Annotated in this window: 15 protein-coding genes; 8 read left to right on the top strand and 7 right to left on the bottom strand. The window is 72.9% G+C overall.

Annotation, left to right across the window (positions count from 1 at the left end):
* Window positions 1-19 precede the first annotated feature (19 nt).
* Entirely contained in the window at window positions 20-1009 is a 990-nt protein-coding gene (locus KUM39_RS24050; protein ID WP_217787845.1) for an aldo/keto reductase, read from the bottom strand.
* Between the two features lie 483 nt (window positions 1010-1492).
* Here KUM39_RS24050 and KUM39_RS24045 point away from each other — a divergent pair, with 483 nt between their 5' ends.
* Together KUM39_RS24045 and KUM39_RS24040 are read left to right on the top strand one after the other, a co-directional pair.
* Window positions 1493-2368: a hypothetical protein gene (locus KUM39_RS24045; protein WP_217787844.1), complete on the top strand. Its 876-nt coding sequence runs from the start codon at window positions 1493-1495 to the stop codon at window positions 2366-2368.
* A 73-nt stretch (window positions 2369-2441) separates the two neighbouring features.
* Window positions 2442-5816 carry a pyruvate carboxylase gene (locus tag KUM39_RS24040; protein ID WP_217787843.1) on the top strand — a complete coding sequence of 1125 codons (3375 nt, stop codon included), beginning with the start codon at window positions 2442-2444 and terminating at the stop codon, window positions 5814-5816.
* A 63-nt stretch (window positions 5817-5879) separates the two neighbouring features.
* Here the strand turns inward: KUM39_RS24040 and KUM39_RS24035 are convergent, their stop codons facing one another.
* From KUM39_RS24035 to KUM39_RS24025, 3 genes are all read right to left on the bottom strand, one after another.
* Window positions 5880-6332: a hypothetical protein gene (locus KUM39_RS24035; RefSeq protein WP_217787842.1), complete on the bottom strand. Its 453-nt coding sequence runs from the start codon at window positions 6330-6332 to the stop codon at window positions 5880-5882.
* Between the two features lie 154 nt (window positions 6333-6486).
* Window positions 6487-7698, bottom strand: a complete 1212-nt coding sequence (locus tag KUM39_RS24030; protein WP_217787841.1) for a chitinase — start codon at window positions 7696-7698, stop codon at window positions 6487-6489.
* A gap of 170 nt (window positions 7699-7868) precedes the next feature.
* A complete protein-coding gene (locus tag KUM39_RS24025; RefSeq protein WP_217787840.1) occupies window positions 7869-8087 on the bottom strand; it encodes a tautomerase family protein in 219 nt (72 codons plus the stop codon).
* Window positions 8088-8369: 282 nt separating this feature from the next.
* Between KUM39_RS24025 and KUM39_RS24020 the strand changes: the two genes are divergently transcribed.
* From KUM39_RS24020 to KUM39_RS24005, 4 genes are all read left to right on the top strand, one after another.
* The gene (locus KUM39_RS24020) at window positions 8370-9497 is read left to right on the top strand and encodes a GNAT family N-acetyltransferase (RefSeq protein WP_217787851.1); all 1128 of its coding nucleotides are present in this window, start codon (window positions 8370-8372) and stop codon (window positions 9495-9497) included.
* A 234-nt stretch (window positions 9498-9731) separates the two neighbouring features.
* Window positions 9732-10901 (top strand): FAD-dependent oxidoreductase, encoded by a 1170-nt coding sequence (locus tag KUM39_RS24015; protein ID WP_217787839.1) that lies wholly within the window; start codon window positions 9732-9734, stop codon window positions 10899-10901.
* 202 nt (window positions 10902-11103) lie between these two features.
* The gene (locus KUM39_RS24010; protein WP_217787838.1) at window positions 11104-13650 is read left to right on the top strand and encodes a discoidin domain-containing protein; all 2547 of its coding nucleotides are present in this window, start codon (window positions 11104-11106) and stop codon (window positions 13648-13650) included.
* Between the two features lie 177 nt (window positions 13651-13827).
* On the top strand, window positions 13828-14067 hold the full coding sequence (locus KUM39_RS24005; protein WP_372455806.1) for a chaplin: 240 nt from the start codon (window positions 13828-13830) through the stop codon (window positions 14065-14067).
* Window positions 14068-14118: 51 nt separating this feature from the next.
* Here the strand turns inward: KUM39_RS24005 and KUM39_RS24000 are convergent, their stop codons facing one another.
* Together KUM39_RS24000 and KUM39_RS23995 are read right to left on the bottom strand one after the other, a co-directional pair.
* Window positions 14119-15813 (bottom strand): PP2C family protein-serine/threonine phosphatase, encoded by a 1695-nt coding sequence (locus KUM39_RS24000; protein ID WP_217787849.1) that lies wholly within the window; start codon window positions 15811-15813, stop codon window positions 14119-14121.
* Window positions 15814-16226: 413 nt separating this feature from the next.
* Entirely contained in the window at window positions 16227-17396 is a 1170-nt protein-coding gene (locus tag KUM39_RS23995; RefSeq protein ID WP_217787837.1) for an acyltransferase family protein, read from the bottom strand.
* A 410-nt stretch (window positions 17397-17806) separates the two neighbouring features.
* Between KUM39_RS23995 and KUM39_RS23990 the strand changes: the two genes are divergently transcribed.
* Window positions 17807-18244 (top strand): Fur family transcriptional regulator, encoded by a 438-nt coding sequence (locus KUM39_RS23990; RefSeq protein ID WP_217787836.1) that lies wholly within the window; start codon window positions 17807-17809, stop codon window positions 18242-18244.
* A 34-nt stretch (window positions 18245-18278) separates the two neighbouring features.
* On the top strand, window positions 18279-20504 hold the full coding sequence (gene katG / locus KUM39_RS23985; protein ID WP_217787835.1) for a catalase/peroxidase HPI: 2226 nt from the start codon (window positions 18279-18281) through the stop codon (window positions 20502-20504).
* Between the two features lie 91 nt (window positions 20505-20595).
* On the opposite strand, the gene KUM39_RS23980 is transcribed toward katG, so the two are convergent.
* Entirely contained in the window at window positions 20596-21501 is a 906-nt protein-coding gene (locus KUM39_RS23980) for an AraC family transcriptional regulator (RefSeq protein WP_217787834.1), read from the bottom strand.
* Window positions 21502-21561 lie beyond the last annotated feature (60 nt).

Here is a 21561-nt window from a genome sequence, read left to right as displayed (position 1 = left end):
CGGACGGGACGCACGGCCGCTACCGGTCCAGCGACTTCATCCCCGCCTCGTTGTACCGCTCACCGGCCACCTCGGGCAGCTCGGCGTCGATACGGGCCAGGTCGTCCTTGGTCAGCTCGACGTCCACGGCACCGGCGTTCTGCTCCAGGTAGGAGCGGCGCTTGGTGCCGGGGATCGGGACCAGGTGGTCGCCCTGGGCCAGCACCCACGCCAGGGCGAGCTGGGCCGGGGTGACGTCCTTCTCCGCCGCGATCTCCTTCACCTTGGCCGCGAGCCGCAGGTTCGCCTCCAGGTTGCCGTCCGCGAAGCGCGGGTTGGACAGCCGGAAGTCGCCCGCCTCCAGCTCCTCCGGCGAGGAGAAGCGGCCCGCGAGGAAGCCGCGCCCGAGCGGGGAGTACGGCACGAAGCCGATGCCCAGCTCGTCGCAGACGGGCAGCACCTCGGCCTCCACCTCGCGCGACCAGAGCGAGTACTCGGTCTGCACGGCCGTGATCGGGTGCACGGCGTGCGCGCGCCGGATGGTCTCCGCGCTCGCCTCGCTCAGCCCGATGTGCAGCACCTTGCCCTCGGCGACCAGCTCGGCCATCGCGCCGACGGTCTCCTCGATCGGCACGTTCGGGTCCACGCGGTGCTGGTAGTACAGGTCGATCCGGTCGGTGCCCAGCCGCTCCAGCGAGCCGTGCACCGAGCTGCGCACATGCTCCGCCGAACCGTCCTGCGGGCCCATCGTGCTCATGTCGCCCGGAACCGCGTTGTCCATGCGCATGTTGAACTTCGTGGCGAGGACGTACTCGTCACGGTGGCCGCGTATCGCCTCGCCCACCAGGGATTCGTTGGTCAGCGGGCCGTAGAGCTGTGCCGTGTCGAGGAAGGTGACCCCCAGCTCCAGGGCGCGCCGGATGGTGGCGATGCCCTCCGACTCGTCGGCCGAGCCGTAGAAGGCGGACATGCCCATGCAGCCGAGGCCGAGAGCGGAGACGTGGAGATCCCGGAGAGTGCGCTGTCGCATGTGGTGTCCCAGCCTTTCCATGCAGTCGTTCGTCGGGCGGTCGGCGCACCCTCGGCGGCCGTCCGCCCCCTTGTTCCATCGAGCGACGGAATCGCGCGGCGGACAACCGCAGGGCGGGTCCGGCCGCGGATTCCACGCGACGTGATCGCCGCGACGCTACGGCCTGGAGCGCACTCCAAGCCAAACCCGGACCGTTCCGGCACCGGGAGGGTTGCCCGCGGGCGTACCGATTCTTCTCACGCCGACGCGACCGGCAACGGATCTTGACGCCCGCGCCACCGCTCGCTGAACTGGGCACGCACGGAACTCGTGCACACACGGCTCGTGCATGCGGAACGCGCGCACACGGAACCCGTACACACCGAGACCCGCGCACCCGCGGCGGACGGCCGTGCACGGGACGAGGGAGGAAACGACGGTGGCGGGGGCGATGGTGGCGACCGGGGAGTGCGGGCGGCGTGCGGTGACGGGCCGTCGCGCCTCATGAGGGGCGACGCGAGACGCGGGGTGCCCGTCGGCGCCGTCCTGGGACGCCTCCTCCGGTTCACCGGGCGGACGCTGCGCGGCGAATGGCACGCCATCGTGGTCGATCCGGTGCGACGACTGGCCCGGCGCGGGCTGTCCGGACTGCTGCTGGCGTTCGTCGCCGCGTTCGGCGTGATCTTCTTCCACGACCTCGCCCAGCATCCGCTCGGCGCGCTCTGGGTACGGCGGCTCGGCGGCGTCACCGCCGAACTCCCGCTCTGGCTCTCCCTGTCACGCACCCCGGTGTCGCTGTACGTCCCCGCGCTCGACCTGCCGGTGTGGGCGGGCATCACCCAGCTGTTCCTGGCCTTCGCCCTGGCCGAACTCACCCTCGGCCGCACCCGCACGCTGGTGATCTCCTACGTCAGCACGCTGGCCGGTACCCTCACCGCGCGGCTCATGATCGCGGCCGGCCCGCACACCTGGGGTTTCGGGCTGCCGCCGGAGTGCGCCCGGGTCCTGGACACCGGCCCGTCGGCCGCCGTGGTCGGACTGTTCACCTATCTGGCGGTGGTCCGGCGCGCTCCCGTGGTCTTCTTCCTGACCGGCGGCTCGATGGTGTGGGAGTCCGTCGCGGTGCCCAACCTCGCGGGCCGCGAACACCTGATCGCGGTCGGCGCGGCGATCGTCCTGGGCCTGCTGCACGGACGCCGGGACCGCGTGCGGGCCGCCCTGCGACGGCTCGCCCGGCCGGGGCGCGGTACACCGGCCCCGCTGGCTCCCGTTCACCTGCCGGAGGCGCCGGTCCCTTCCGCGGAAGGGGTCCCGGAGGATCTTCTGGGCGCGCGTCAATGTGACGGTTTTCGCACTTCGACTCCGGCGGGTACGCCCTAACGTTGCCGCGAGCCAGGGAAGCACATGGCTGACAGCATGGTGTTCGTCGCCGACAGGCCGAAGGGAAACCAGCATGTTCCGCAAAGTGCTCGTCGCCAATCGCGGAGAAATCGCCATCCGCGCGTTCCGGGCGGGATATGAACTCGGGGCGCGGACGGTCGCCGTCTTCCCGCACGAGGACCGCAATTCCTTGCACCGGCTGAAGGCCGACGAGGCGTACGAGATCGGAGAGCCGGGCCACCCGGTGCGGGCGTACCTCTCCGTCGAGGAGATCGTCGCCGCCGCCCGCCGGGCCGGTGCGGACGCCGTCTACCCCGGTTACGGGTTCCTCTCCGAGAACCCCGAACTCGCCCGCGCCTGCGAGGAGGCGGGCATCACCTTCGTCGGTCCCGACGCCCGCACCCTGGAGCTGACCGGCAACAAGGCCCGCGCGGTGGCCGCCGCCCAAGCGGCGGGCGTGCCGGTGCTGAGGTCCTCGCAGCCCTCCACGGACGTGGACGAACTGGTCGCCGCCGCCGACGAGGTGGGCTTCCCGGTGTTCGTGAAGGCCGTCGCGGGCGGCGGCGGGCGCGGCATGCGCCGCGTCGAGGACCCCGAGCGGCTGCGCGAGTCCATCGAGGCCGCGTCCCGCGAGGCCGCCTCCGCCTTCGGCGACCCGACCGTCTTTCTGGAGAAGGCCGTCGTGGAACCCCGCCACATCGAGGTGCAGATCCTCGCCGACGGTGCGGGCGACGTCATCCACCTGTACGAACGGGACTGCTCCCTCCAGCGCCGCCACCAGAAGGTCATCGAGCTGGCGCCCGCGCCCAACCTGGACCCGGAGCTGCGCGACCGTATCTGCGCCGACGCGGTCCGCTTCGCCCGCGAGATCAGCTACCGCAACGCCGGGACCGTCGAGTTCCTGCTCGACCGGGACGGCAACCACGTCTTCATCGAGATGAACCCGCGCATCCAGGTCGAGCACACGGTGACCGAGGAGGTCACCGACGTCGATCTGGTCCAGGCCCAGATGCGCATCGCGTCCGGCCAGACCCTGGCCGACCTCGGGCTGTCCCAGGACCGGATCGTCCTGCGCGGCGCCGCCCTCCAGTGCCGGATCACCACCGAGGACCCCGCCAACGGGTTCCGCCCGGACACCGGACGGATCAGCGCGTACCGCTCGCCCGGCGGCTCCGGCATCCGGCTGGACGGCGGAACGACCCACGCGGGCAGTGAGATCAGCGCCCACTTCGACTCCATGCTGGTCAAACTCACCTGCCGGGGGCGGGACTTCGCCACCGCCGTGGGCCGCGCCCGGCGTGCCGTCGCGGAGTTCCGCATCCGGGGCGTGGCCACCAACATCCCGTTCCTGCAAGCCGTGCTGGACGACCCGGACTTCCGGGCGGGCCGGATCACCACCTCGTTCATCGAGCAGCGCCCGCAGCTCCTGACGTCCCGTCACTCCGCCGACCGGGGCACCAAGCTGCTGACCTATCTGGCCGACGTCACGGTCAACAAGCCGCACGGCGAACGCCCCGAACTGCTCGACCCCACCGCGAAGCTGCCCCCGCTCCCGGCCGGTGAGCCGCCCGCCGGGTCCCGGCAGCGGCTGGTCGAGCTGGGCCCGGAGGGCTTCGCCCGCCATCTGCGCGAGTCGCCGCTGACCGGCGTCACCGACACCACGTTCCGCGACGCCCACCAGTCCCTGCTGGCGACCCGCGTCCGCACCAAGGACCTCCTCGCCGTCGCCCCGGTCGTCGCCCGCACCCTGCCCGAACTGCTCTCCGTGGAGTGCTGGGGCGGCGCCACCTACGACGTGGCGCTCCGCTTCCTCGCCGAGGACCCCTGGGAGCGGCTGGCCGCACTGCGCGAGGCGGTGCCCAACATCTGCCTCCAGATGCTGCTGCGCGGACGCAACACCGTCGGCTACACCCCGTACCCCACGGAGGTCACCGACGCGTTCGTGCAGGAGGCCGCCGCCACCGGCATCGACATCTTCCGCATCTTCGACGCCCTCAACGACGTCGGCCAGATGCGCCCCGCCATCGACGCCGTACGTGCGACCGGCACCGCCGTCGCCGAGGTCGCCCTCTGCTACACCGCCGACCTCAGCGACCCCGGCGAGCGGCTCTACACCCTCGACTACTACCTGCGGCTCGCCGAGCGGATCGTCGAGGCGGGCGCGCACGTCCTCGCGGTCAAGGACATGGCGGGCCTGCTGCGCGCACCGGCCGCCGCGACCCTGGTGTCCGCGCTGCGCCGGGAGTTCGGGCTCCCCGTGCACCTGCACACCCACGACACGGCCGGCGGCCAGCTCGCCACCTACCTGGCCGCGATCCAGGCGGGTGTGGACGCGGTGGACGGCGCCGTCGCCTCGATGGCCGGGACCACCTCCCAGCCGTCGCTGACCGCGCTGGTCGCCGCCACCGACCACTCCGCGCACCCCACCGGCCTGGACCTGACGGCGGTGGGCGACCTGGAGCCGTACTGGGAGGGCGTCCGGAAGATCTACGCGCCCTTCGAGGCGGGCCTCGCCTCCCCGACCGGCCGGGTGTACCACCACGAGATCCCCGGCGGACAGCTCTCCAACCTGCGTACCCAGGCCCGCGCCCTCGGCCTCGGGGACCGCTTCGAGGACATCGAGGCGATGTACGCGGCGGCCGACCGCATCCTCGGCCGGCTGGTCAAGGTCACCCCGTCGTCCAAGGTGGTCGGTGACCTCGCCCTGCACCTCGTCGGCGCCGGGGTCGCCCCGGAGGACTTCGAGCGGACCCCGGACCGGTTCGACATCCCGGACTCGGTGATCGGCTTCCTCCGCGGCGAACTGGGCACCCCGCCCGGCGGCTGGCCCGAGCCGTTCCGCACCAGGGCGCTCAAGGGCCGCGCCGCGGCCAAGCCGGTCGCGGAACTCTCCGCCGAGGACCGCGAGGGGCTCGCCAAGGACACCCGCGCCACCCTGAACCGGCTGCTGTTCCCCGGCCCGACCCGCGAGTTCGACACGCATCGGCAGGACTACGGCGACACCGGCGTCCTGGACAGCAAGTCCTTCTTCTACGGTCTGCGTCCGGCCAAGGAGTACGCCGTCGATCTGGAGCCCGGCGTCCGGCTGCTGATCGAACTCCAGGCGGTCGGGGACGCCGACGAGCGCGGGATGCGGACCGTGATGTCCACGCTCAACGGGCAGTTGCGGCCCATCCAGGTCCGCGACCGCTCGGCCGCCACGGACGTGCCGGTCACCGAGAAGGCCGACCGCTCCGATCCGGGCCAGGTGGCCGCGCCGTTCGCGGGTGTGGTGACGCTGTCCGTCGCGGAGGGAGACGAGGTGGCGGCGGGCGCCACGGTCGCCACCATCGAGGCGATGAAGATGGAGGCCACCATCACCGCCTCCAGGGCGGGCCGGGTGGCGCGGCTCGCCATCAACCGCGTCCAGCAGGTGGAGGGCGGCGACCTGATCGCCGAGATCGGCTGACCCGCCCGCCGCGCGAGCCGCCCCCGGTGCCCCGTACGGGACACCGGGGGCGACCGGTCGTGCTCAGTCCCAGAGCGGGTACGTCACGACCTGCTCGGAGCCCCCCGGCCGGGCGTCGGAGTACGTCACCTGCATCCGGGTGAAGTGCTGGACGTTCGCGTCCTTCGTCCACACCTTCGGCTGGTCCAGGCGCACGGTGACCCGGAAGGAGTGGAAGGTCCCGGCCGCGCAGTACGGCTCGCAGTCGTTGGCCTCGTTGACGCCCACGGCGGTCGCCCGCTGCGTACCCCACTCCTGCCAACGGAGCCCGGAGAAGCGGTTGTTGCCGTCGCCGCAGGCGAGGATGAACTCGGTCGGGCGGACGTCCTGCTTCCACTCGCAGTCCAGCAGGACGGTCGGCGGCGGGGACCCGTGCGGCGCCGGAGCGGCCGGGGCCGCCGACGCCGTGGTCAGGGAACCGGCGAGCAGGACCCCCGCCGCCAGTGTGACCGCCGTTCCGGCCAGAGTTCCGCGCATGGTCGCTCCCACCCGTCGTACCGTCGTCCGAGCACTGCACCTCGACGCTACGACCCTCCGCCCGCTCCCACCACCCGCACGGGCGTCGGCCCAGGTCAGGCGGGGGGAGCGGGCGTGTCGCGGCCCCGGGGTCAGGGCCGTCCGGGCGGCCGGGTCAGCAGGCGCCCTCGTCCTGCCAGGGACCCCACTCGCTCGCGCCCGGCACCTCGTTCTGCGTCCACCACTTCGCCTTCCAGTTGTGGTGGCCGTACGACACCTCGGTTCCGCCGGTGTAGGCGGTCGAGGAGTTCCAGGCGCCCTTGCACGCGCCGCCCGGCTGGGTCGGCGGGGGCGTGGTCGGACCGGTGGCGGGCGGGGTGGCACCGGCGAACCTCACCGAGAACTTGGCGAAGTCCCAGGAGTTCTGCGCCACGCTGGAACAGGTGCCGGAGGTGCGGCCCCCGTTGTCGGCGGGGGAGCACTGGCGGTCCCTGTTCAGGGACCAGAACGTGAAGCGGTCCATGTGGTGACCGGTCGCGTAGTCCAGCACGGTCTGGAAGTCGGCCTGGGAGAAGTACTCCCCGGTGTCGCTGCGGCCGTTCATCCCGGAGAAGCCCTCGTGGGCGTAGGCGGTCGCCTGGTCCCAGCCGAAGGTGGACTGGAGGATCGAGTTGAAGTTGGTCAGCGCGCTCGTCTGGCTCGCCGCGCCGTTGAAGCCGCCGTCGAACGGCATGATGGAGAAGTTGTTCGGGGTGAACCCCTGCGACTTCGCCTCCAGCAGCATCTGCTTGCCGAACCAGCCGGTGCCGTCCGCCGTGCCCGCCGTCGTCACCGACACGTACAGGCCGGGGTTGTTCTGCTGGAGGATCTTCGCGGCGCCGATCTCGTTGTGGACCGCCGCCGTGTTCTCGTACTCCGGCTCCTCCAGGTCGAAGTCGATCGCGTGCAGGCCGTACTTGGTGATGACCTGCTGGTAGGCGGCGGCCGTGGCGGCGGGGTCCGCGCAGGACTGGCCAAGCTTGGTGCCGCCGTAGCCGCCGATGGAGACGGACACGTCGCCGCCCTTGGCGCGGATCGCGTCGATGACCGAGCGGACCGCCGTGTCCGAGGAGACCGGCGCGGTGCCGCCCCAAGTGGGTGAGCAGCCGCCGCCGTTGGGGGCGAGGACGAAGGCGAGCTGGAACGCCTTCAGACCGGTGGCGTCCATGATGGCGCCCGCGTCCGGCGGTTCGTTGTCCGTCGGCATCAGATACGGGGCGGCGGCGTACCACCGGTTGTCCAGCGCGGTGGCGGCGCCCGAGGCGCTGCCGGCGGCGAACGCACCGGCGCCCGCGGCGACCAGCCCGACGGCCGCCGCCGCGCCCAGACATGCGCGAAGACCTCTCACTGCGTGCCTCCAGAGGGGGAGTGGGGGAGAGGTCCCAGCCTCTGGCGAGTGATGTGATCACGTCAATATGTTGGTCTAGTCCAACTTGTTGTTTGGACTAGACCATGCGATTTCTTTACCCGAGCCGGACGCGCGGGACGCGCGGGATCAGCGGCGCGAACGGGCCCGGTTCAGCTCTCCGGGTCCCTGCCCTGGAGCCGGGCCAGGGTCAGCACCCCGCCGCCGATGCCCCAGCCGCCGTCCGGCACCTCCTCCACCAGCACCATCGTGGAGGCGCGCGCCCCGTCGCCGTACAGCTCGGCGTAGAGGTCGGTGACCCGTGTGACGATCAGTTCCTTCTGCTTCTCGTCCAGGCTTCCGGCGGGGACCTTGAAGTTGGCGAACGGCATGGCGTCTCTCCTCGGATGACGGTGACGTCGGGCGACCACGGAGACGGAACGGCGGGTTCCCTCAGCGTACGACGGGCTCCGCGCGGGCGCGTCCGGCGTCCCGGCGGCCGCTTTCCGCACCGATCTCCGCAGACCGGTGGCCGACGGTCGTCCGGCTGGGGCACTCTGGACGGCGTACGTGCCGCCTCGCGGCTTCCGGGCGCCACGGGGGGAGCGTTCCGTCCATGCGATCCACGTTCCGCGGTCCACGGGCCGCGCCGTCCTCGGGGGGTGCGAGCCGACGTGGAGATCACCGTGCACAGAACCGGTGAACTGACCTCCGCCCTGCGCGCCGCCTGGCACCGGGCGATGGACGAGTCGCCCGAGTACGCGAACCCGTTCCTGGCACCGGAGTTCGCCATCGGGGTCGGCCGCGGGCGCGGCGGGGTGCGGGTGGCCGTGCTGCACGAGGGCGGGGAACCGGTCGGGTTCCTGCCCTTCGAACGCACCCCGCTCGGCTCCGGCCGCGCCGTCGGGCTAGGCCTGTCCGACTGCCAGGCGCTGGTGCACCGGCCCGGTGTCACCTGGGACACCGGGCAACTCCTGCACGCCTGCGGACTGAGCGTCCTGGAGTTCGACCATCTCGTCCGGGAACAGACGCCGTTCGCCCCGTACGTCACCGGCACCTTCGCCTCACCGGTCATCGACGTGAAGCCCGGCGACGGCGACTACCCGGCCTGGCTGCGCGCCACGTACCCCGGCCTCGCCCGGACCACCCTGAAGAAGGAGCGCCGACTCGGCCGGGACGTCGGGGAGTTGAGGTTCGTGGCCGACGAACGCGACCCGCGTGCCCTGCGCGCCCTGATGGCGTGGAAGTCCGCGCAGTACCGGCGCACCGGACGCATGGACCGCTTCTCCCGGCCCTGGATCGTCGATCTCGTGGACCATCTCTTCCACGTCCGCGAGGAGCACTTCACCGGCCTGCTCTCCGTGCTGTACGCCGGGGACCGCCCGGTCGCCGCCCACTTCGGACCGCGCTCCGCGACGGTACTGGCCGCCTGGTTCACCGCCTACGACCCCGCCCTCCACTACTACTCGCCCGGCCTGATGATGCACCTGCGCACCGCCGAGGCGGCGGCCCGTGCCGGAGTCGGCCTGGTCGATCTGGGGCGCGGCGACAAGGAGTACAAGGACTGGCTCAAGACCCGTGAGCTGCGCGTCGCGGAGGGCTTCGCCACCCGGCCGCATCCGGTGTCCGTGGCCCGCCGCATGTGGCGCCGCCCGGTGCGCGGCCTGCGCAACACCGTGCTGGCCCACCCCGGCCTGCGCGACCCCGCCGACCGGCTGCTGCGCACCGTGGGACGGCTGCGCACCGAGGGCCTGCCCGCCACGGTGCGCGCCGGTCGGCGCTCCCGGCCGGGACCGGGCTGAGCCGAGCGACGCCGCCCCGCTCCGACCGGACCGACCCGCTCCCCTCGCCGCCGGACGACATCCGCCGCGTACGAGGCGCCGGCCGTTGACGTCGCACGCGGGGGCCGAACACCGCGCGCGTGCCCCGGCGCGCCCGCCCGGACGGGGCGCGCCGGTTTGCCCGGCCCGGCCGTCATGGCGTACGAGTGCCGTGGCGGACGGTGTCGGCGGGGACGGAAGACGGGCGGAGCGCTCATGGCACGCATCCTGGTGATCGGCGGCGGCATCGCGGGCACGGCCGCCGCGCTCGGGCTCGACCGGGCCGGACACGAGGTCGAGGTGTACGAGGCACACCCCGACGCCGCCGAGGACATCGGCGCCTTCCTGACCCTGGCGAGCAACGGCATGCGCGCCCTCGCCCAGCTCGGCGCCACCGACGCGGTCACCGCCGTGGGCTTCCCGCTGACCTCCCTGCGCCTGCTGGACGCACGCGGCACCGAGATCGGCGCCCATCCGCTCACCGGGGCCGACGACCCCGCGTTGCGCTACCGCTGCCTGCCGCGCGGGGTGCTGAACGCGGCCCTCCAGGCGGAACTGACCCGGCGCGGCATCACCCTGAACCACGGCGCCCGGCTGGCGTCCCTCACCGAGACCCCCGACACCGTCACCGCCCGCTTCACCGACGGCACCACCGCCACCGGCGACCTCCTCATCGGCGCCGACGGCCTCCACTCCGCCGTCCGCGCTCTCGCCGTGGCCCCCGGCACGGTTCCCGTCCACGCGGGCCAGCGCGTCTACTACGGCCGCACCCCGGCCCCGGCACCCGGACCGGCCGGAGCCATGACGATGGTGCGGGGCGGCTCGGCCGCCTTCGGGTACGCGGTGTCGCCGCAGGGGGAGACGTACTGGTTCGCACGGGTCGCCGGTGACGCGCTGCCCGCCGGGACCCCGGCGGACGGTGTGTCCGCCGGGTCGCGCGGTGAACTGCTGGCGCTGCTGCGCGGCGACGACACCCCGTGCGCGGAGATCGTCGCGGGCTGCGGCCGGGACCTCATGGCCGTCAACGCCACCGAGCTGCCGCTCGGCACCCCCTGGCACACCGGCCGGATCATGCTGGTCGGGGACGCGGCGCACGCGGCCTCCCCGGCGACCGGCCAGGGCGCCTCGATGGCGCTGGAGGACGCCGTCGTCCTCGCCAAGGCGCTGCGCGACGCCCCCGGCCGCGGGGCCGCCTTCGCCCTCCACGAGCGGCTGCGCCGGACCCGCGCCGAGCGGAACATCACGGTCAGCGGCGGTATCTCACGCGGCACCCGCGTCCCCGGACGCGCCCCCGCCGCCCCGCCGACCGGTACGCCCTCGCCGGACGAGGGACTGAACCGCCTGCTCGACTGGGAGACCCCGCTCGACGACCCCGCCGGAGCGTAGCGGCGGACGGGCTCCCCGGGCCCGCAAACCCCTGAGGTGCGACGGAGTTGACGATCCGTTTTCTCGTGGGCCCTCCGTCGGACAGGAAGGAAGGTTTTCGCTTCCGAAGGCTTGCCGCCCGCTTGGCTCACCACTTAAATCAAAACATGAACTAAGCCAGGGGTCAGTCAACTGACCTCCGCAGCCGCATGGAGCCGCCTCGATGAGACTCAGATCCCTGGGCGTCGCGCTCGCCGCCACGGCAGCGTTGACCGCCCTTCCCGCCCTCCACTCCCCGGCCTTCGCGGCCGACGCCCCGCTGTCCCAGGGGAGGACCGCCACCGCCTCCTCGCAGGAGAGCGACGGGACCTCGGCCGCCAAGGGCGTGGACGGGGACACCGGCACCCGCTGGTCCTCGGCCGCCACGGACGACCAGTGGTTCCAGGTGGACCTCGGCGCCACCGCCACCGTCAACCGCGTCGTCCTCAACTGGGAGTCCGCCTACGGCAAGGACTACAAGATCCAGATATCCGCCAACGGGACCTCCTGGACCGACCTCAAGTCGGTCACCGGCGGCGACGGCGGACTCGACACCCTCGACGTGTCCGGCCAGGGCCGCTACGTCCGTATGCAGGGCGTCCACCGCGCCACCCAATGGGGCTACTCCCTCTGGGAGTTCCAGGTCTTCGGCGCCACGGGCACCACCCAGCCCGCCGCCTGCGGCACCGCCAACGCCGCCCAGGGCAAGGCCGCCACCGCCTCCTCCACCGAGAACGCCGGCACCCCGGCCTCCGCCGCGTTCGACGGTGACAACGGCACCCGCTGGGCCAGCGCCGCCGCCGATCCGCAGTGGGTCCGCGTCGATCTGGGCTCCACGCAGGACCTGTGCAAGATCGACCTCAACTGGGAGGCCGCGTACGGCAAGGACTTCCAGATCCAGGCGTCCGCCGACGGCACCAACTGGAACACCCTGAAGACCGTCACCGGCGCGACCGGCGGCAACGCCTCCTACGACGTCAGCGGCCAGGGCCGGTACGTCCGGATCTACGGCACCGCGCGCGGCACCGGCTACGGCTACTCCCTGTGGGAGGTCGCCGTCCACACCACCGGCGGCGGCAGCAGCGGCCCGATCCAGGGCGGCGGCGACCTCGGCCCGAACGTCATCGTGGTCGATCCCTCCACCCCGAACCTCCAGCAGAAGTTCGACAGCGTCTTCGCCCAGCAGGAGTCGAACCAGTTCGGCAGCGGTCGCTACCAGTTCCTCCTCAAGCCGGGCACCTACAACGGGATCAACGCCCAACTCGGCTTCTACACCTCGATCTCCGGGCTCGGCCTGAACCCCGACGACACCCAGATCAACGGTGACATCACCGTGGACGCGGGCTGGTTCAACGGCAACGCCACGCAGAACTTCTGGCGTTCGGCGGAGAACCTCGCCATCCGCCCGTCCAACGGCACCGACCGCTGGGCCGTCGCCCAGGCCGCGCCGTTCCGCCGGATCCACGTCCAGGGCGGCCTCAACCTCGCCCCCAACGGCTTCGGCTGGGCCTCCGGCGGCTACATCGCGGACTCCAGGATCGACGGCACCGTCGGCCCGTACTCGCAGCAGCAGTGGTACACCCGCGACAGCTCGGTGGGCGGCTGGACCAACGGCGTGTGGAACATGACCTTCAGCGGGGTCGAGGGCGCGCCCGCCACCAACTTCGACAGCGGCCCGTACACCACGCTGGACAACACCCCGGTCTCCCGCGAGAAGCCGTTCCTGTACCTCGACGGCAACACGTACAAGGTGTTCGTCCCCGCCAAGCGGAACAACGCGCGCGGCGTCTCCTGGCCGGCCAACGCGGGCACCTCGCTGCCGCTCGACCAGTTCTACGTGGTCAAGCCCGGCGCCACCGCCGCCACCATCAACGCGGCGCTCGCCCAGGGCCTCAACCTGCTGTTCACGCCCGGTGTCTACCACCTGGACCGGGCCATCGAGGTCAACCGCGCCAACACCGTGGTGCTCGGCCTCGGCCTCGCCACCATCGTCCCGGACAACGGCGTGGACGCCATGCACGTCGCCGACGTGGACGGCGTGCGGCTCGCCGGGTTCCTCATCGACGCCGGTTCCGCCAACTCCGACACGCTGCTGCGGATCGGCGCCCCCGGCTCCACCGCCGACCACTCGGCCAACCCCACCACCATGCAGGACGTGTTCGTCCGCGTCGGCGGCGCGGGACCCGGCCTCGCCACCAACTCGGTGGTCGTCAACAGCAACAACGTGATCATCGACCACACCTGGCTGTGGCGCGCCGACCACGGGGCGGGCGTCGGCTGGGACACCAACCGCGCCGACTACGGCCTGCGCGTCAACGGCAACGACGTACTCGCCACCGGCCTGTTCGTCGAGCACTTCAACAAGTACGACGTGTACTGGGCGGGTGAGCGCGGCCGGACGATCTTCTTCCAGAACGAGAAGGCGTACGACGTGCCCAACTCCGCCGCCATCACCCATGACGGGATCGTCGGTTACGCCGCCTACAAGGTCGCCGACACCGTCAACACCCATGAGGCGTGGGGGCTCGGCAGCTACTGCAACTTCACGTCCGACAGCACCATCGTGCAGGCGCACGGCTTCCAGGTCCCGGTGAAGTCCGGGGTGAAACTCCACGACATCCTGGTGATCTCCCTCGGCGGCAAGGGCCAGTACGCCCACGTCGTCAACAACACCGGGGCGCCCACCTCGGGCACGGACACCGTCCCCTCCAAGGTGACGCAGTTCCCGTAACCCCCGCAGGGACCGCACGACCGGACGCCCCCGCCCGCCCCACGGCGCGCGGGGGCGTTCCGCCGCCCCGGCCGTTCCGAGCACCGCCGCCGCCCCGATCGGCGTACCAGCACAGGCGGGAGCGGTCGGGCGCCGGTGTGATGGGAGAGTCCTTCTCCACTAGCAGTGAGGCTTCTCATGCGTATGCGTCGCATCGCCGGTACGGCCGTTCTCGCCGGTGTTCTCTCCCTGGCCGCCGTCCCCGCCGCCCAGGCCGACCCCGACCCCACCACCGGTGTCGCGGCCAACAGCCCCGGTGTGCTGTCCGGCAACGTCATCCAGGTGCCGATCCACGTGCCGGTCAACCTGTGCGGCAACAGCATCGACGTCGTCGGCCTGCTCAACCCGGCTTTCGGCAACGCCTGCTCCAACTCCTGACACACCGTCCTGCGCCGGTCCCCGGACAACCGGGGCCCGGCGCACGGCCGTTCAGGACGATGGCGCCGTCCGGCACAGCAACAGGCAGACATCGTCGTCGTGTTCGGAGTCGTGCAGCATCGGCTTGAGCAACGACTCGGCCGCCGCGTCCAGATCGTCCAGCTCGGCCGTGTCCAGCGCCCCGATCGCCCTCGTCAGCCGCTCGATGCCCGAGTCGATCCCGGCCGAACGCCGCTCCACCAGCCCGTCGGTGTAGAGCGCCAGCGTCGAACCGGGCGCCAACCGGGCGGTGTTCTCGCGGTATTCGAACGGCACCGGCACCCCGAGCATGATCCCCGGCTTGGCCTCCAGCACCCGCACCGTCCCGTCCGCCTCCAGCACCACCGGCGGCGGGTGCCCGGCCGCCGCCCACACCACCTCGGGATCACCGGGCAGGAAACGCGCCACCGCGCACGTCGCGTACAGCTCCGGCTGCTGATGGCGCAGCATCCGGTGCAGCAGGGTGAGCACCCGTCCCGGACCGTTGCCCTCGACCGCGTACGCCCGCAACGCGGTGCGGAGCTGGCCCATGATGACCGCCGCCCGCAGCCCGTGCCCCGTGACGTCCCCGATGACCGCCAGCACACTGCCGTCCGGCTGCGGGAAGGCGTCGTACCAGTCGCCGCCGATGTTCAGCCCGTGCGTCGCCGGGAGGTAGCGCGCCGCCAGCGACAGACCCGGCACCTCCGGCAGCTCGGTGAGCTGCGCGCGCTGGAGCGCCTCGGCGGTGTCCCGGTGCTGCTGGTACTCGCGGGCGTGGTCCAGGGCGATGCCCGCCCGCCGGGCCAGCTCCAGCAGCATCACCGAGGTGTCCGGGTCGAACCGGTCGCCCGGCGCGGCCAGCGTCAGCACCCCGCGCACGGTCCGCGCGCCCAGCGGGATGCACAGCAGCGGGCGGTCCGGGGAGAGCGCGGACGCCGGATTGTCGTCCACACCCGGCAGCCCGCCCGGACGGGCCCCCGCGTGCTGCGGGCGCCCGGTGCGCGCCGCCGTCACGGCCGCCGCCGGACGGCTCTCCGGCGGGGCGCTCTCGTCGTCCACCAGCCACAGGTCGAGCCGGTGCGCGTACTCCGGCACCAGCAGACCCGGCAGCCTGCGCACGATGTCGTCGTGGTCGAGGGACGCGTTCAGCGCCGCGCTCGCGTCCGCCAGGAACGTCAGCAGGCGGCGCGCGTTCTCCGCCTCGGCCCGCGCGGCCCGTTCCGCCTCCAGCAGCCGCCGCTGCACCCGCGCCGCCTCGTCCAGTTCGGCGTGCAGCGCCAGTACGCCCTGGTTCGTCTGGTCCAGCTCGTCACGGTGCAGTCCGACCAGTGCCTCGGTCTCCGCGAGACTGCCCAGCACGGCGCGCAGACCGGCGTCCGCGTCCAGCACCCCCGTGGCCAGCGCCCCGTCGTCCAGACCGACGGGGCGGGGGAGCGGCAGCGGGACGGGTCTCGCACAGCGCAGCACCGCACGCCACGGCGTGCGCTCGTCGGCCGAGCTCAGGGAGACCACGAGTCGGCCCAGCACATCGCCCGAGACCCGCAGGCGCACCGGACCGGGGCCACCGCGCAGCCGGGCGGTCACGGCGGACAGGAAGCGGGCCCGTTCGACGGCGGGCGCACCGGCCGCGAGGCCGCCGAGCAGCACCCTGACACGGGCGGCGTCGGTGTCGGAGGCGACGGTCCATACGGCGGAGGCGGCCGGGGCGGAGGACGCGGCCGTCATGGGCACCGCCCCGCTCCCGCGTGCGACAACGCGGCGGAGCACCGCGCGGGGCGCGGAGCCGGGCCGATGACCCGCCCGTCCGGGGTGTGCATGAGTGTGCCGATCCCTCCCGCGCGGCCCGGCCTCCGGGCCGCCGCCCCAATGGCGACCGGCTCCGTGACCGTCCCGCGTCCGCCCTCCAGCCTCGCATGCCGCACAGAGCGGGGGACCGGCGCCCGCCGGACGCGCTCGCGCACCGGAACACGGGCAGCCGCACCGCCCGGCCCGGCGCCCACCGGCTCCGGCTCGATCACCCGTACCCTCCCCTGACTCCGCGCGGCGCGACAGCCGCGACCCAGGCCCGTGTACCCCGGATGACGCGGACCTCTCCTCACTGTCGCCCAGGTCACCCGCGCGGGCCGGGAGAAAGGCCGCTACGCCCCGCGCCGTACCGGAACCTGATCGGGCCTGGCCGGGGCCGCCGTACCCCGGCGGCGGCGCAGCAGCAGGCGCCGCGCCGGGCACTCCACCGCCTCGTAGAGCAGCCACGCCAGGGCGAGGGAGAGCGCGAAGACGAGCGCGGTGACCCCGAAGCCCGCCAGCGGGCCGAAGCGCGGTTTGTTGCCCAGCACGCTCACGCCCGCGCGCAGCACCAGCAGATGGATCATGTAGAACGCGAACGACAGCTCCCCGAGCCGCACCATCCGCCGGTGCCGCCACATCGAGGGCAGCCCGCGCAGGTCCGCCGTCGCCGCCGCCGGGACGATCAATGTGAACCCGGCCAGGGTGCAGACGGTCGCGGTGTAGCCGGGGGTGACCTGCGGCACCAGGAAGTAGCCGATGACCGCCAGCGCCAGGGACGCCTCCGGACCCGGACCGTGCCACCGGCCCAGCAGCACCAGCCGGGCGGCCACCGCGCCGAGCACGAACTCGGGCAGCCGCGCGGCCGGGAGCGAGTACAGCGGCTGACTCACCCAGTGATGGGCGTCGGCGCGGGCCAGCACCAGCACCGCGGCGACCGACAGCGCGCCCAGCACCGTCGTGGACCGGGCGCCGAGGCGGCGCAGCAGCAGGAACAGCAGTGGGAACGCGGCGTAGAAGAACGCCTCGCACGCCAGGGACCAGCTGACCGGGTCCAGCGTCTGCCACCAGGGCCGCCACCAGGAGTGCACCAGCAGCACGTTGGCCAGCGCCTGGTTGAGGGCCGGGCGGGGCTGGCGGGCCAGGGTGTACGCCATGACCAGCGCCACGCACAGGGTCACCAGATGCACCGGGTATACCCGCGCGAGGCGGCGCCGCCAGAAGGCGGTCGCGCGGTCGCCGGGCCGGGCCGTCCAGGTCAGGACGAAACCGGAGAGCACGAAGAAGAACGAGACGCCCGTCGCCCCGGCGCCGAACCCCCAGGCGACGAGGCGGCCCGCGCCGCCCCCGAAGTACCCGAAGTTGTTGACGTGCAGTCCGAACACCAGCAGCGCGGCCATCCAGCGCAGTCCGGTGAGCGAGGGGAGGGGGGTGCCGGGCACCGGGGGCGCGTTCTTCGCCGGGGCCGACGCCGTGCCGGTACGGGCGGGCGGCGTCCGGGTCGTCCGGGTCGCCGTGGTCATCCGATCACCTGCCGCGGGAGATTCGCTGGGGGCATGAGGGGGAGCCGTGCCCGTTCCGGCACCGTCCATCACACCGGGTCGGGAACATCACACGGCTGCCGAACGACCGGGCCGCCGCCGTGCCACGCCCGGCGGCAGCCGTGCACCCGTACGGAGGACGGGGGTCCGCCCGTCCGGCCGGACCGCCCGGGCGCGCGCCGCCCCGCCGGGGCCGTTCACCCGTGGGGGTGAAGTGTCCGCCGGGCGCCGCGCCCCGGTGGCGGGTACCGTCGCAGGGTGCGGGCGCGGCACCCCGTGCGCGGCTGTCGGGCCGTGCTTCCCGGGGTCCGCACGGCTCGCACGACAGTCTTACTCAACTGCACCACTCGTTTTCTTGAATCACTCGTGTTTAGCGAGGTAGGTTCGGCTCCATGACCGCATCCCAGCCGCCGACCACCGCAGAGGAACTGCGCGGTGCCGGTCTGCGCGTGACCGCGGCCCGCGTCGCCCTGCTGGAGACCGTGCGGCACGGCGACCACCTGGGCGCGGAGGCCATCGCCGCCGGTGTCCGCCACCGGGTCGGCCACATCTCCGTGCAGGCCGTCTACGAAGCGCTGCACGCCCTCACCGCCGCCGGGCTGGTCCGCCGCATCGAACCCGCCGGAAGCCCCGCCCGCTACGAGGGCCGTGTCGGCGACAACCACCACCACGTCGTGTGCCGGTCCTGCGGCGCCCTCGCCGATGTCGATTGCTCCGTCGGCGAGGCGCCCTGTCTGGCCGCCTCCGACGGCCACGGCTTCTCCATCGACGAGGCCGAGGTCGTCTACTGGGGCACCTGCCCCGACTGCTCCCCCGGCCGCACCACCTGAGCCTCACCAGTTCCGCCCGTTCGGAAGGATTGTCATGACTGAGAACCACGACGCGATCGTGACCGACCCCAAGTCGTCGGAGGAGGGCAGCGGCGGCTGCCCCGTCGTCCACGGCCGCGCGCCGCACCCCACGCAGGGCGGCGGCAACCGTCAGTGGTGGCCGGACCGGCTGAACCTGAAGATCCTCGCCAAAAACCCCGCCGTGGCGAACCCGCTCGGTGCGGACTTCGACTACGCCGAGGCGTTCAACTCCCTCGACCTGGCCGCCGTGAAGCGGGACATCGCGGAGGTGCTCACCACCTCGCAGGACTGGTGGCCCGCCGACTTCGGCAACTACGGCCCGCTGATCATCCGCATGGCCTGGCACAGCGCCGGCACCTACCGCATCAGCGACGGCCGCGGCGGCGCCGGTGCCGGTCAGCAGCGCTTCGCGCCGCTGAACAGCTGGCCGGACAACGCCAGCCTGGACAAGGCCCGCCGCCTGCTCTGGCCCGTGAAGAAGAAGTACGGCCAGAACATCTCCTGGGCCGACCTGCTGATCCTCTCCGGCAACGTCGCGCTGGAGACGATGGGCTTCGAGACCTTCGGCTACGCCGGTGGCCGCGCCGACGTCTGGGAGCCGGAGGAGGACGTCTACTGGGGTCCCGAGACCACCTGGCTCGGCGACGAGCGCTACACCGGTGACCGCCAGCTCGAAAGCCCCCTCGGCGCCGTGCAGATGGGCCTCATCTACGTCAATCCCGAGGGCCCCAACGGCAACCCGGACCCGCTGGCCGCGGCCCGCGACATCCGCGAGACGTTCCGCCGCATGGCGATGAACGACGAGGAGACCGTCGCGCTGATCGCGGGCGGTCACACCTTCGGCAAGACCCACGGTGCCGGTCCCGCCGACGCCGTCGGCGCCGACCCGGAGGCGGCCGGTCTGGAGGAGCAGGGCCTCGGCTGGCGCAGCACCTACGGCACCGGCAAGGGCGCCGACGCCATCACCTCCGGCCTGGAGGTCACCTGGACCGGGACGCCCACCCAGTGGGGCAACGGCTTCTTCGACAACCTGTTCGGCTTCGAGTGGGAGCTGACCGAGTCCCCGGCCGGGGCCAAGCAGTGGGTCGCCAAGGACGCCGAGGCCTTCATCCCGGCCCCGGACGAGGGCGGCGCGAAGCGTCTGCCCACCATGCTCACCACCGACCTGTCGCTGCGCTTCGACCCGATCTACGAGCCGATCTCGCGCCGCTTCCACGAGAACCCGGCCGAGTTCGCCGACGCGTTCGCCCGCGCCTGGTTCAAGCTCACCCACCGCGACATGGGCCCCAAGGTCCGCTACCTCGGCCCCGAGGTCCCGGCCGAGACGCTGATCTGGCAGGACCCGCTGCCCGCCGCCGAGGGCGAGACCATCGACGCCGGTGACATCACCGCGCTCAAGGCCAAGCTGCTCGACTCCGGCCTCACCGTCGCCCAGCTCGTCACCACCGCCTGGGCGTCCGCGTCCACCTTCCGCGGCAGCGACAAGCGCGGCGGCGCCAACGGCGCCCGCATCCGCCTGGAGCCCCAGCGCGGCTGGGCGGTCAACAACCCCGACGAGCTGGCCCGGGTGCTGACCGTCCTCGAAGGCGTCCAGCAGGACTTCAACGCCTCCTCCGGCGCCAAGAAGGTCTCGCTGGCCGACCTCATCGTCCTCGGTGGCACCGCCGCCGTGGAGAAGGCCGCCAAGGACGGCGGCCACGCCGTCGAGGTGCCCTTCACGCCGGGCCGGGTGGACGCCACCCAGGAGCAGACCGACACCGAGTCCTTCGAGGCGCTCGAGCCCACCGCGGACGGCTTCCGCAACTACCTCGGCAAGGGCAACCGCCTCCCCGCCGAGTACCTGCTGCTCGACCGCGCCAACCTGCTCACCCTGAGCGCCCCCGAGCTGACCGTCCTCGTCGGCGGCCTGCGCGTCCTCGGCGCCAACCACCAGGGCTCGCAGCTCGGTGTCCTCACCGGGACGCCCGGCGCCCTCACCAACGACTTCTTCGCCAACCTGCTCGACATGGGCACCGCGTGGAAGTCCACCTCCGCCGACCAGACCGCGTTCGAGGGCCGCGACGCGGCCACCGGCGAGGTCCGCTGGACCGGCAGCCGCGCCGACCTCGTCTTCGGCTCCAACTCCGAGCTGCGCGCGCTCGCCGAGGTCTACGCGAGCGACGACGCCAAGGAGAAGTTCGTCGAGGACTTCGTCGCCGCCTGGGTCAAGGTCATGGACCTGGACCGGTACGACGTCTGATCCCGCACCCGGAGGCGTCCGGCCCCGCCCGCCCAGGGCGGGCGCCGGGCGCCTCCGGCGTTCCCCGCACCGGCCCGCCCGCCCTTGCCGCTCAGGGCAGCGCCGCCACCGGTGCGCACGCCGACACCCGCAGCCGGGCCGCGTCCAGGCTCGGCGGCGCCCCGAACTGCCGCCGGTACTCCCGGCCGAACTGCGACGCGCTGTCGTAGCCCACCCGCTGCCCCACCGCCGTCACCTCGTGCGGACGCGCCGCCAGCAGCAGCCGCGCCTCCCGCAACCGGATCTGCTTCTGGAACTGGATCGGGCTCATCGCCGTCACGACCTGGAAGTTCCGGTGGAACGCCGACACGCTCATCCCGCTCAGCCGGGCCACGTCCGCCACCCGGAACGGCTCCGCGTAGTGCTCCCTGATCCAGCGCACCGCCCGCGCCACATGGCGCAGCCCGCTGTCCGCCAGCCCCAGCCGCCGCACCGGCGCGCCCTGCTCGCCGCTGATCAGCCGCCACAGGATCTCCCGGCGCAGCAGCGGAGCCAGCACCGCACGGTCGTGCGGCCGGTCCAGCAGCCGCAGCAGCCGTACCACCGCGTCCAGCAGCTCCGCCGGGGCGTCGCTCACCGCGATCCCCGGCACCGGTCCCGTGCCCTCCCTCGGCAGGTCGCCCGGCCCGGCCGCCAGCAGCAGCTCGGCCACCGCCGACGGCTCCAGCACCAGCCCGAAACCCAGCGCGGGCACCTCCGGGGACGCCTCGGTGAAATGTCCGGTCACCGGCAGGTCCACCGAGGCCACCAGGAACTGCCCGGCGCCGTACTCGTACACCCGGTCGCCCAGCGCCAGCCGCTTCGTACCCTGCGCGATCACCGCCAGCACCGTGCCCGTGGTCGAGGGCGCCGGGGGCGCGGACCGCGTCACCTTCGAGATCAGCACCCCGTCGAGGCCGGTGCGCGAGTCGGGGCGGGCGTGCCGGTCCAGGAGATCGCGCAGTTCGTCGAGGGACATGTCCCGATTCCAGCACGGCACGGGCACGCGGGCTCCCCGGAACGGCAGGACCGGGCATGC

The organism is Streptomyces corallincola (genome assembly GCF_019104725.1).
Lineage (GTDB): Bacteria > Actinomycetota > Actinomycetes > Streptomycetales > Streptomycetaceae > Streptomyces > Streptomyces corallincola.
This window is presented reverse-complemented; position numbering and strand designations above follow the sequence as displayed.